Genomic DNA, 11540 nt, shown 5'->3' with positions numbered 1-11540 from the left:
GCCTCCAGGCAAGGCACAACCGAGCTGAGAAGCCCTCGCCGCTACAGCGGTTTCACTCGTCCGGTCGCACCTCCTCCCTCTCTCGCGACCGGTCTTTGCGCCACGCCCTCGAGCGTGGCACTTTTTTGCTCGGCAGAACATCGCGTCCTTTCACAAGAGTCTTGCAAAGCTGCCGCAACGTACTACGCTTCGACCCTCGCCCCTCGCTGGGCGAACATAGTCCGACAGGGAGCTAACTTGGTCAGGGGGTCAGCGCCCGCTCACCCCAGGGGGAGCCATGCCTTGATCTGCGACCCTTGCGATCATCTGGATGTGCTCGTGGTCGACGACGAACCGGAGGTCGGCGCCTTTGTCCAGGAATACCTGGCGCGCTACAACGTCAGGTCATTCGTGGCGACCAGTGCCGGGCAAGCCCGGGTCATCGCACGCGTCGAGCCCCCGAGCGTGGTCTTGCTCGACCTGATCATGCCGGGGGAGACTGGCTTGTCGCTCGGACGGTGGCTCCGGAGCTACTCGGCTCAAACCCGCATCGTGATCATGAGCGCCGCTGGCGAGCTCGTTCAGCTGATCGCCGAGAGCGAAGGTATCGTGGACGACTGCTTGCTCAAGCCCTTCGCGCCGGCCGAACTGCTCGCCAGCATCGGGACTCAGCTATCGAAGGCGCGCTTGCACGGATCACCGCCTCCGCGCACGGTGGGCTGGGCTGCTGTCCAAGCCGTGCCAAGTCGACCTCCAGCTTGCGGCCAGGGACCCCGGTCGCAATAGCCAGGCCGAAGACCGCCTCACCTGCCAGGCTGTTCGAATCAGCGAAGCGCGGCCGATCAGCCCGCCGGCCTGCGTTCGCAGGCTCCTCTGGCTCCTCCACGACACGAGGCTGTCCGGCCACGCGACCGGTACCCCGGTACCCGCCGGACGATCACCGCGCATGGCTTTGCCGGCACGCCTGAGGAGCTGAAGCCAGCATCGATCTTCGGATGGCAATGCCATCGATGACGTCGCTGGGTAAGCGGTCATCCAGACACGTCCCTTGCGGACGTGTCTATTTGGCGCTAGGAGGTGTGAGCCGCCAGGGCAGCAGGGCTTCGAAGTCGTCGGCGGTCTTGGCCTTGGGCAGCTCCACCAGGAGCGCGGCGAGGTATCGGTAGCCGTCGATGCCGTTGGCAGCGCATGTCTGCAGCAAAGAGTACAGGTTCGCGCTCGCATTGGCGCCTGCGACGGTGTCAGAGAACAACCAGTTGCGCCGCCCGACGACAAACGGCCTGATGCTGTTTTCGCAGGCGTTGTTGTCTATCGGCAAGCTGCCCTCGTCCACGTGGCGCTTGAGCTTCACCCACTGCGACGACAGATAGTGCAGTGCCTTGCCGAGCAGGCTGCCCGGCAACACGCTGTGCAGGTGCTGCAGTAGCAGCTTCTCGATGTCACCGAGGACCTTGACGCTGTACTTCTGCCTCAGTCGATGCAGCCGTTGCACGTCGAACTTGCGTTCGCGAGCCCGGGCCTCCGCGCGGTAGAGCTTGCCGATGAGCGCGATGAAGCGCGCCGACAGTTGATCGGCGCCGCGCACCTTCAGCCCTTCGTCGAGGCGGAACACCGCATCCTCCCCAGCGCCTCTATGAGTTGGCCCGCTTGCTGCAGGTCGCAACCACCCAGGTCCAGCACGACCCCGTTGGGAAGGCGCGCCTGCACGTTGAGCGACGGCATCGCCGGCTCCGACCGAACCGGCTCCATCTGCACCGGCACGAACGCCGCCGACGCCATCTCGATCACCTCGCGCCTGGGCGCCGCCTTGGCCTTCGCTCGCTCGTGCTCGCGCACCCACGTGCTCAGCTGATTGGCGTTCACTCCACACGCCCGAGCAAGCCCGGTCACCGACACGCCAGGTCGCATGCACGCCTCGATCAGCTCGCGCTTGGCCCCTGCGTCGTAGACGCTGCGCCCGTCGCGCTTGCGTCCGATGACCAGTCGCTTGGCCAGGTCCTCAGTATCGAAAGCCTCTGACATAACGATCCCACGTAAGGTACATGAGTTCGTAGGCTCTCATCTCACCAGATCGGCATCAAGGGCGTCGGTGACTGACCGCTTACGTCGCTGGTGTCCGCGGTGCGCCGTCGCGTTTGCCTTGACGCGAGTCTCGCAGCCAGACGTTATTGCTTACCAAGTCAGCGCAAGGAGAAATCGCTGGCTTCACGTCACGGCAAGCGTCGAGCTCTCCGGCGAAGCGTCCGAGCGCGAAACCCCCGCAGCCGGCACGTGCGGTCGCAGGCCTCCAAGCCTCTGACTCTCAAGCACCTCAACCCGATAGCCGCTGTTTTTGGCTGCCAGGCAAGGGGCCGGGGCCGCCCGCCATCTTTGCCTGAAGTGAGCGGCAGGACAGTCTCATTTGTCGATATCGGGTGCTGCAATTTTTGCGATGCGCTACTTGCCTGGAACCTCGACGATCCGCTCCACGCCGCTTCTCAACCCGCCGCCCGCGCCCGGACGGCACAACACCCGAAGGAAACGACCATGACCTCCCCGCAGATCGTCGTTGCAGTCGACCAGAGCCTGGCCTGGTGCCCCGCCTCCCTGGACCAGAACATGCTGGATGCGTACAAGTACACGCTGATGTTCGCGCAGGCCGCCGCCCGCACCGTGAACTCCGATCCGTCGACCGAGGCCTACTACGAAGCGATGACGCAGCAGCTGATGAAGCTGGGCTGGAACGTCACCGAGAGCGGCAAGCTCAACTACGACCAGCAGGCCTCCCGCATCAGCCCGGCCCAGATCGTCGGCGGCATCCTGAACCCCTACCTGAGCCCGGACCAGCAGTCGCAGCTGGGCGGCCTTCTGGGACAGATCCAGCAGCCCGACGACAGCATCAAAGGCTTCGTCGACTTCTGGTGGCGCTCGGCCCACACCAACGCGAGCCAGGCCTCGATGGCGCTGGGGCCGCTGGTGGCGAACCAGAACGCGCCGGAGGTCAGCATGATCTTCTACTCGTTCAAGTACGACGCCACCGACGTCGGCAGCCTGTTCGTGCAGATCGACAAGGCCGCGCTGGACGTCTTCGCCTACAGCCTGAAGATGAACTACAACTTCGCGCTGTGGCCGAACGTCAAGGCCGAGATCCTGCCGCGCATCCAGGCCAAGGTGGATGCTCACATCGACAGCCAGCCGCTGGATCTCTGAGGAGCCGACATGAGCTCGCTCGCCGCCGCAGACCAAGTGCTGCTGGACACGCCCGAGGGCAGCGACCCGTCGGCGCTGCAGGATGTGCTCGTCTCGCTCGTGTACGCCAACGCGGCGGCGCGCGCCGCCTCGGCCATCGGGGCCGGGAGCGCGCGGTGCGGGGCGTTTATCTCCAGCTGGGTCTCCCAGTTGGGCAAGCAAGGCTGGGTGCTGTCCGCCGCCATGCGCTCGAGCATGGCGAGCAGCTCGAGCCGGCCAGGACCGGCGGTGACGCTCGGCACCGCCGTGGTGGCCGGCAGCGCCGACGACGCGGCCACCTCGGTGATGGCCACGTTGCAGCAGCTCGTCGATGTCACGCCCGACGATCCGCTGGTGCAACTGTGGTGGCGCACCGCCTCGGCAGTCGAGGGCTGTTTGTACACGGCCCTCGGCGCGATCGAATGGTCGGAAGCCGGCCCGGTGCTATCGCTGACCTGGCTGACGCTGGATGGCTCGGGCCTGCGCCAGCCCGCGCCCGGCATGCTGCAGCCGCGCCCAGCACTGGCGCTCAACGGCCCGCAGGTACTGAACGCCACAGTCGACGCCTCGACCGTGCAGGTCGTCGTGCGCCGCATCGACGCGCAGCTCAATCCGCAGGTCTTCGCGGCGCATCGCGACGCACTGCGAGCTCAGCTGGGCTCGAAGTTCTACGAGCACATCGCCGGACCGGCGACGCAGACCCTCGCCGCACAGGGGCGCTGAGGTGGCCGCCACCACCCTCACGGTGTGCAGCGTGCCGGCAGGCACCGCGCTGTTGCCGCAGGCCGATCCGGCACTGGTCGAGGCCTTCGCCTACAGCCTGACGGCCGCTCAGATCGCCGCTCGAGCTTCCGACGCCGATCCGAGCTCGGCCGAGTACTTCGAGGCCATGGCCGCCGCCATGGTGCACTGCGGCTGGAACCGCCTGGCGGCGCACGCCTTCGTGCACTTGGCACAGCCTGCGCCCATCGCTCCGATCGACGTCCTGACCGAGGCGATGGCGCAGTTCCTGCAGGAGACAGGTCCCGATGCACCTCCCGCGTGGCAGGACCTGGTCGCCTGGCTACCTGGGCTTCGCCGTGCCGAGATGAGCCGGACGCGCAGCGCTGATGCAGTCCTTGGCTCGGGAATGACGATCGGGCCGTTACTGCAATGGCGCGGGGCGCCGTGGCTGATGGCCGTACACCTCGTCTTTGGCGCGCCGGTGGCAGGGTGGCCGGACTTGTTCGAGCCATTGGCTGGTCTTGCGCTGACGGCCCGGCCGCTGTGCCTGCAGCTCGACCTCGATCGCTACGAAGCCCAAGCACCGGCGCTCAAGGCAAGACTCGCAGCGACGCTGGAGCAACATATCCGCCAGACCACGCTGCAGCTGGACGCCCCCGCGTCGGAGGCGCAGTCATGACCACCCGTCTCGCCGCCATCGGCCCGAGCCTCGTCCTGGCGCCGCCAAAGGTCAGCGATGCGCAGCTGCAGGCGCTGTCGCTCGGGCTGTGCTGGGGCCAGGCCGTCGCGCGCAATGCACAGCGCGATCCCGGCTCGCAGGCCTACTTCGATGCACTTTGCGCCGAGCTCGGTCGCACTGCCTGGACGGTGCAGGCCGGCCAGACCTTCGCCAGCCACCAGTCCGGCTCGAACCTGCGCGTGTCGGCCATCGTGCCGGCGCTGATCCAGGCACTGGTCGATGCCGACTCGGCGAGGCTGGTTCGGCAGCTGTTTGCCGATGTCGCCGCTGCGTCGGCAGCGTCACCGCTGGCCGGATTCGCCGGCACCTGGTGGGCCAGCCAGAAGAGCACGCTGCTGTCCCAGGCCTTCGCGGTCGGCCCGGCACGCATCGGCCCCGATGGCGCGCTGGCAACCACGCTGGTGTGCTACGGATTCGGCGTGCAGGCCTCGAGCTGGCAGAGCTTCTTCGTCGCCGCGCAATCGAACTCGCTCGACATCGAAGTGCGCAGTGTCGAGCTGTCGCTGAACGAGGCGTTGTGGTCCTCCATCAGCGGCGCGATCACCCAACGGCTGGGCACGGCGGCGATCGCCGCCATCCAGCAACTCGCCATCGACCTCTGAACCGAAGGTCGATCCTTCCATCGTCACAGGGAGTCAACCATGACCATTGCCGACGCGGCGCCCGCCGCAAGTACGACAACGACCGGCGCTGCCGGAGTCAGCCAGCTGAGCCTGCCGGCGCCCAACCAGGTGCATGCCGGCCGCAACTTCCCGGCCGCACTGGCCGACGCGCCGCCGCCGATCACCAAGCCCGAAGGCTTCGTCGAGAAGGGCAGCCTGGTGTCCTTCGTCGCCGGCGTCTCGCCGCAGAACCGCGACGACGTGCTCAACTCGACGCTGCTCGCGCAGCTGGCTGCCGACAAGCAGTGTGATCGCGAGGCCGACGCGATGAACTGGTACAAGGCCTATACCACCGTGCTGGGCAAGGTCGGCTGGACCATCGAGGGCGCGAACTTCAGCGTCTACTCCTCGTCCAGCGCGAGCTTCACGATGGACAAGGCGGTGCTGGAGATCGCCGGCGCGGCCCTGACCGGTGACGAGGCGGCGGTCGTGGCAGCGACGATCGACGCGCTGGGCAAGTTGCCCACGAACGACGGCCGGCTGCAGTTGTTCGATCACAGTGCCAGCAACGGGAAGGAAGGCAACTTCCAGATCTGCGTCTGCACCGAGACCAACGGCGCGGTGGCGATGAAGACGATGGCCTTCTGGTTCACCAGCGACCAGAGCAGCACCACGGTGCTGTTCTTCAACTACAGCAGTGCCGCGACGACGCTGAAGAAGTCGGTGCAGGGCGCGACGCTCAACAGCGCCGTCTACGCCAGCGTGCGCAACGCCGTGCTGGACAAGCTGGGGCAGAACGCACAGCAGTTCGTGCTCGACCTGGACATCTGAAACCTAGCCCAAGGAGCCCACCATGCTGGTCTATCTCGGATTGGACGGCGATGACGCCGCCGAACGCGGCGCGAAGCTCAAGGCGCTGCAGGCCTACCTCAAGGAATCGGACCCGCGCGCGTTCAACATGCTCAGCGCGACCGACCTGTCGGCGAGCAACAAGTCGCGCGGCAAGCGCCTCATCGTCAACTCGCACGGCAACATCGCCAACTTCGCCGGGCTGACGCCCGATGCCTTCTTCGCCCGCTTCCAGGGCAAAGGCTTCGGCGCCGACAGTTTCGAGGAGGTGTGGCTGATGGCCTGCCAGATCGGCGCGCAGAACCAGACCAATACCATCGCCGACAACTTCGCCCGCGACTTGAAGCGCGTGTTCGTGAACCACGGCATCACGGCCAAGCTCTACGCGCCGCGTGGAACGCTGAGCTACCAGGTGCACACCCAGACCGAGCACGGCCAGACCTACTATGTCGTCGACGCGATGGTGATCGCCTGCCCCGAGCGCAACTACCCGCTCAGCGAGGGCATGCTGCTGGTCGGTCCGTAGGACCGGTGGCTCGCGGCGGCGGGAGCGCACGAGGTGCTCAGCGGCCGTCAACGGCGAACAGGCCCGACCAGCTGACCCTGTCCCGAGCAGTTGACCCCAAGCTACGCACGGCCAGGTGCTTGTCGGCCGGCCGTCGCCGGCCGTTCTCTTTTCGCCGTCGCAGCAGCCCCGCCCGTCCGCCAGGGCTTCAGCTCATCTAGCAACAACCGCAGTTCGTCGCAGCCACGTCGGGCCTTCTGCACTTCGCGCGTCGTTCCCAACGACGAATCGGCGCGTATCCGGGGATTTCAAAGCCGATTCATGATCGGAATCCCGAGTGAACCGGGACCGCTCAGCAGGCAGACTGCTCCGCGCCGATCAACCTCGGAAGCAGGGCCAAAGCGGGCACCCGATCGGCCTTCAGCCGTCACGCCTGCGCGAGCCGACGTGACGACTATTCTCTTGGGACGCCTGGCCCTAGCCTACAAACGCAACCGATCAAGGCCCTGCGCGAAGCCCAATCGAAACACCCGCTGTCCATACTTTCTACACCGGGCAAGCAACTTTCGCTCGGTCTGCAGGAGGTTCATCATGGGTGCTCTGCGCAACGACGCTACCGCCGACTTTGAACTGCGCTTCGAGTCGCTGTTCACCTCCGGTCGAGCGATGTCGTTCCCCTGCGACGCCAGCGGCACCGTGGACCTCAACGCGCTCAGCGACCGCGCCCGCACCAACTACCTCTTCGCCCGCGCGCTTGTCGGCCGCGAGTTCACCTGTCCGGCCGTCCAGCCTACGCTGCACTGAGCCCGCGCGTCGAACCTCACCGAGAATCGCAAACAGGGTGCCCCACCGTTTACTCCTGGCCAGGTCGCGCGGTGCGGCGCGACCCGGCTTCCTCCGCCACGCCGGGCCCTGGCTCCGCGTGGCGGCTTTTTGATGCGGCGAATGACACGAACGCGATTCCCACGGACCAAGGTCATCTTCCTGCCGGTTGGCGCCGAGCGATTCCTGCCGCACCCACCGGCCGAGGGCACGGTCCTCGGTGTCGTGCAGCGCGGCATGCTCACCGGCGCGCTGGTCAAGCTCAACGACGGCACCTACGCGCAGGTCAACGGCGACTTCGTCGAGCCGCTCAACGCGTCGAGCGTTGAGCACGCAATCCGCGTCGCTGGCGTTTCCAAGCGCCTGAACCGCGTGCACGCGCCTGCAACGCAGCCGACCGTCGTCGTGAAGCGGCGCCGTGTGATCGATCCCGCACTCAGAGGGTGAAGCCTGAAGCGCTGCGCCGCGGGCTGCAGCGCGTTTCGTGGTCATCCCATGTCCGCACCGAGGGGACGGCGCACCGCGGGAGCCCCGCCTATAGTTGGCTCCCCCAGAAATGTCCCAGCCCAACGAAGTGCAGCAGATCTCCTGTGACGGCTGCGGCGAGCCTACCCCCGCCCATGACGTTGTCAACTATGGCTCGGTGGAAGACGGCTACCGCAGGTTGTGTGGCCGATGCTTCAACACGGACGTCGCCGAGCGCGCCGGGCTCGAGGGCTTCGAACACGTGCAATTTGAGCCGATCGTGATGGGCGACGCCAGTGGGCGCCCTCACGAGTTCCACTTTCGTACGCACCTGTTCGTCTCGGGCGTCGCCCTGGATGCCTTCGAGCTGCGCGAGGGCCACCCCGCCGGCTACCAGTTCCAGGTGATCGGCAAGCCTGAGGAGGATCTGCTCGGGCTGCTCGGCAGATTGATCGAGAAGATGCGCCGCTCGCTCGCCATCAGGCATGTCGAGGACAGCAGGCTGGGCCTGCAGGTGACGGATGGCCTCGTCGTGCGCGGCAAGGTCGAGTGCGACCTGCAGAACGACGACCGCTTGCCCCTCGTCGTCATCGATGGCCGAGAGGTTTCCTGGGCAGAGTTCGGCCGCATGGTGATGACCTTCGAGGGCTGGCAGTTCAAGCTCCAGTTCCACGACATGAGCGAGGAGCCGTGACGGCCGAAGTGCCTGGAGGCCGACCCCACCGTCAAGTTCCCAACTGACCGTGACGATGCTGTCGAACCCTTGTGCCAACTACCGCGAGGAGCAGATCGAGGATTGGCTCCGCGCCGCGGCGGTCGACCGTGGGCGAGAGTACATCCGGGCCGTGTCCGAGCTGATGTGGCGCCGCAACGAGCTCAGCGGCAAGGTCCGGGGCAGTGCGGGCCAGATCTACTAAGCACGAGCGATGTTCCGGCAGGGACGACACGGTCTGCAGGTCGACGGCACGTGCACGTGCCCGGTAGTGGTCGACTGCAAGCATGCGGCGGCGCTGCTGCTGGCGGCGCTGCCCGCTGCACGGTCAACCACCGGCGCGCGCAGCGAGCTCGTTGATTGGCTCGAGGCCTTCAAGGCCCGCCGCGATGCCGAGGCGGCCGCCGGCACGGCGCCGGCGAAAGACCGGCCGGCAAAGAACGCTCAGGTCGTGGCATATGTGCTCACGTGGTCGGACTACGAACAACGACATGAGGTCCGGTTGTTCAAGGCGCGCCGAAGCTCAGACATCGGGGACACGAGCTTTCGCGCCTTCGAGGCCTGGAACAACGTGGAAGCGGCGCTGGTCAAGGCGCCGAAGTTCGTTTCCGAGGAGGACCTGACGATCCTGCGGGTGCTATGGCTCGGGCACAAGCGCGACGGCTCGGCTGGCTTCGCGTTGAAGGGCGCCAACGGCGCTGCAGCGCCATGACCACTGGCCGGGCGTTCGTCGCGCCGCAGGCAGCGCAGACGCCCGCCCCTCGCGACGTTTGGATTGCCATCGAGGCGCTCACACGTGACGCATCGCCGGTGGCGCTGCGCCCCGGTGCCCCTCGCGGCGCACGGCTGACCTGGGAAACGCTGCCGGACCTGCGCCTGAAGCCCGTCATCACGCCCGAGCCGCACGCCTCTGTGCTGATCACGACCGATCCCGCGTGGTACATCGACGCCGAGGCTGCAGCGGCCGGGCCCTTGGACCTGGCGTGGCCGGCCCCAGCGGTTGCCGATCTCCTGGAGATGCCGCCGATCGAGACGGCCGAAGCATCGCTGGTAGGCGCCGTGCTGCGCGACGTGGCGCCGGACCTGCCGCTGCCGCCTTCGCAGGGCACGCCGGCCGCGCGCGAGATCGGCGCCGAACCGATCCCGGTGCTGACATTCGCGACGCAATCCGCGTACGCCTGGGGTTGGCAGTCGAGCGGCCTGCACGGCGGCGCCCTGGACTTCGCGACAGCGAGCTTCGACTACGGCGGCGTGAGCGTCGAAGCGCACGGCCGCACGACGCTGTGCCGATCATCGGAGCAGAAGCCTAGGATAGGAAGTCGGTCATCAGCGCATTGTGCGCGCCGCATCGGGCTGGCTCTTGCCTCCGGTCACGGCCGAGATCGACGAAGCGACATTGCTCCATTCCTCATCGGTCAGCACTTGCATCCGAAGCACCGTGTCCTCGCGAACGAGGTGCGACGTCAGCAGGCGGTTGTGCTCCTCCAGCAGGGCGGCACAACGCTGCGCGGCTCGCGGCACACCCTGTTCGAGTAAGTCGAGCGCGTCAGCCGCTTGCTCAAGCAGGCAGTCGCACCGAGCCTGGTCCCGTGTCAGCGCGTCGAGGAACTCGGTCATCTCCGAGTGGGCTCGTAGCGTCTCCTCCAGCACTACCCCCTTGGGGCGATGGGTCTGGACAATGAAGCCCCGCAGTCCTTGGATCAGCTCGCGCATTAACTGAACCTGTCGAGGTTGGCAGTGCCAGTCCTCGATGCTGAGGGTCCGCTGAATCGAATCGGACAGTTGTCTCAACTTGAAGTGCTCAAATCGCAGCACTCTCCAAACGGTTTCCGCTGCCAGCATCCCGAGCCCCCGGCGATCAATGCTGTGCTCCCCTTGGCGTGGATTCTGACCTCAAAGTTGCGCTGCGGAAGCTGCTACTCCTAAGCCGAGCGGGCGTGAATTTGTTTCAGTTGTTGGATGGCGGGGCACGGAGAAGCCGTGGGGGCTCATCCGTACGGCTCCCGGCACGAACGCAGCATGCGGCCTACTTTGCCTTCAAGGCGGCAGTACCGAGCAGTCGTCGCAAAGGGTGGCGCTCTGGCCGACACCCTTCAGCCGCTCCGGTAATTGAACGCCGCACCCATTGCAGCTCGTGAGCAGCAGTGCTGCCGCCAGGTCGTCCCCAACTTCAGACTCGATGAAGTCGGGGGCGGGCCTCGACCGGACGGCGAGGACCGTCACCACGATGACAACAGCGATCAGCCCCATCAGCGGGATCAGCGCAACGTCGATCGCTGTCATGCTCGCTGCTCATCCCCGGCCGACTCAAAGAAAGTCGCCGCGAGGCGTCGGACCCTCGCGGCGACGAAGTCCAGCTGCTCAATGGGATTGGGAGGAGAAGCCGCAGCCGGCAAAGGAACTGTACGCCGCGAACGACGCGGCCTCCGTTGCATTGGTTGCCCGGGCCGGTGTCAGTTGTAAGCCCGCCCCCCTCTGGAGGGGTGGCGGGATCGAACTCGCACCATCGGCTTGGACGGCTGAGGTTCTGCCATTGAACTCACCCGCACTTCCGCGACCGTCAGGCGCCGACGCCAGCCAAAAAGACCGTCACGCCGCTCGCGCCTGCGTGGCGGGAGGGTTGAACCTCCAAGACGCGGTTCAACCTAGGGCAATGCTGATCAAGCCGCCGCTTTCAGTCGCCGCGGCAGACCGGATGCGGAACTGATGATCTGTGCCCGAGGAATGGGCGGCACCGAGCTCCGCACCGATGTTTCGGGCACCTCGGGCGTGCCGCGAGTGCCCTCGGCGCCGTTCACGGACGGACTCCCGCACCCAGGGTGCCGCGTGCGAGGTAGATGTTGGCCAGGCCAAGCGCGACAAACGATCGCGTGGCGTTCTTGACCAAGCCGCGGTAGCGCACCTTGTCCAAGCCCCACAGGCGCTTGACGACAGCGA

General features: G+C 66.5%; 15 protein-coding genes and 2 pseudogenes. 12 read left to right on the top strand and 5 right to left on the bottom strand.

The genetic code is table 11. The annotated features are described in order from the left end of the window. Positions 1–282 precede the first annotated feature (282 nt). Complete coding sequence (locus tag P1K89_RS32855; RefSeq protein WP_284620755.1) at positions 283–765, top strand: response regulator transcription factor; 483 nt, start codon at positions 283–285, stop codon at positions 763–765. A 274-nt stretch (positions 766–1039) separates the two neighbouring features. On the opposite strand, the pseudogene P1K89_RS32850 reads toward P1K89_RS32855, so the two are convergent. Together P1K89_RS32850 and tnpA are read right to left on the bottom strand one after the other, a co-directional pair. Continuing rightward, positions 1040–1561, bottom strand: a pseudogene (locus P1K89_RS32850) (IS66 family transposase); the annotation flags it as partial. Between the two features lie 5 nt (positions 1562–1566). After that, positions 1567–2001, bottom strand: coding sequence for an IS66-like element accessory protein TnpA (gene tnpA, locus P1K89_RS32845; RefSeq protein WP_284620754.1), 435 nt, complete (start codon positions 1999–2001; stop codon positions 1567–1569). 504 nt (positions 2002–2505) lie between these two features. Between tnpA and P1K89_RS32840 the strand changes: the two genes are divergently transcribed. The 11 genes from P1K89_RS32840 (at position 2506) to P1K89_RS32790 (ending at position 9315) form a co-directional block, all read left to right on the top strand. After that, entirely contained in the window at positions 2506–3168 is a 663-nt protein-coding gene (locus P1K89_RS32840; protein WP_284620753.1) for a hypothetical protein, read from the top strand. A 9-nt stretch (positions 3169–3177) separates the two neighbouring features. Further along, positions 3178–3909 carry a hypothetical protein gene (locus P1K89_RS32835; RefSeq protein WP_284620752.1) on the top strand — a complete coding sequence of 244 codons (732 nt, stop codon included), beginning with the start codon at positions 3178–3180 and terminating at the stop codon, positions 3907–3909. A 1-nt stretch (position 3910) separates the two neighbouring features. Beyond that, the gene (locus P1K89_RS32830; protein ID WP_284620751.1) at positions 3911–4588 is read left to right on the top strand and encodes a hypothetical protein; all 678 of its coding nucleotides are present in this window, start codon (positions 3911–3913) and stop codon (positions 4586–4588) included. Continuing rightward, complete coding sequence (locus tag P1K89_RS32825) at positions 4585–5250, top strand: hypothetical protein (RefSeq protein WP_284620750.1); 666 nt, start codon at positions 4585–4587, stop codon at positions 5248–5250. The genes P1K89_RS32830 and P1K89_RS32825 overlap by 4 nt, the downstream gene beginning before the upstream one ends. Before the next feature lie 39 nt (positions 5251–5289). Beyond that, a complete protein-coding gene (locus P1K89_RS32820) occupies positions 5290–6081 on the top strand; it encodes a hypothetical protein (protein ID WP_284620749.1) in 792 nt (263 codons plus the stop codon). A 22-nt stretch (positions 6082–6103) separates the two neighbouring features. After that, complete coding sequence (locus P1K89_RS32815; RefSeq protein ID WP_284620748.1) at positions 6104–6625, top strand: hypothetical protein; 522 nt, start codon at positions 6104–6106, stop codon at positions 6623–6625. A 570-nt stretch (positions 6626–7195) separates the two neighbouring features. Continuing rightward, positions 7196–7408 (top strand): hypothetical protein, encoded by a 213-nt coding sequence (locus P1K89_RS32810; RefSeq protein ID WP_284620747.1) that lies wholly within the window; start codon positions 7196–7198, stop codon positions 7406–7408. A 132-nt stretch (positions 7409–7540) separates the two neighbouring features. Further along, a complete protein-coding gene (locus P1K89_RS32805; protein ID WP_284620746.1) occupies positions 7541–7873 on the top strand; it encodes a hypothetical protein in 333 nt (110 codons plus the stop codon). A 109-nt stretch (positions 7874–7982) separates the two neighbouring features. Further along, the gene (locus tag P1K89_RS32800; protein WP_284620745.1) at positions 7983–8585 is read left to right on the top strand and encodes a DUF7713 domain-containing protein; all 603 of its coding nucleotides are present in this window, start codon (positions 7983–7985) and stop codon (positions 8583–8585) included. A gap of 49 nt (positions 8586–8634) precedes the next feature. Next, the gene (locus P1K89_RS32795) at positions 8635–8808 is read left to right on the top strand and encodes a hypothetical protein (RefSeq protein WP_284620744.1); all 174 of its coding nucleotides are present in this window, start codon (positions 8635–8637) and stop codon (positions 8806–8808) included. A gap of 9 nt (positions 8809–8817) precedes the next feature. Continuing rightward, the gene (locus P1K89_RS32790; RefSeq protein ID WP_284620743.1) at positions 8818–9315 is read left to right on the top strand and encodes an SWIM zinc finger family protein; all 498 of its coding nucleotides are present in this window, start codon (positions 8818–8820) and stop codon (positions 9313–9315) included. A gap of 614 nt (positions 9316–9929) precedes the next feature. Here P1K89_RS32790 and P1K89_RS33355 read toward each other — a convergent pair. From P1K89_RS33355 to P1K89_RS32775, 3 genes and pseudogenes are all read right to left on the bottom strand, one after another. Beyond that, complete coding sequence (locus tag P1K89_RS33355; protein ID WP_350082607.1) at positions 9930–10445, bottom strand: hemerythrin domain-containing protein; 516 nt, start codon at positions 10443–10445, stop codon at positions 9930–9932. A 195-nt stretch (positions 10446–10640) separates the two neighbouring features. Further along, complete coding sequence (locus P1K89_RS32780; RefSeq protein WP_284620741.1) at positions 10641–10886, bottom strand: hypothetical protein; 246 nt, start codon at positions 10884–10886, stop codon at positions 10641–10643. 511 nt (positions 10887–11397) lie between these two features. Next, a pseudogene (locus P1K89_RS32775) lies at positions 11398–11540 on the bottom strand (IS5/IS1182 family transposase); the annotation flags it as partial.

The organism is Aquabacterium humicola (genome assembly GCF_030167915.1).
Taxonomy (GTDB): Bacteria; Pseudomonadota; Gammaproteobacteria; order Burkholderiales; family Burkholderiaceae_C; genus Pseudaquabacterium; species Pseudaquabacterium humicola.
The sequence above is the reverse complement of the archived record's forward strand: the minus strand, read 5'-3'. Positions and strand labels throughout refer to the sequence as shown.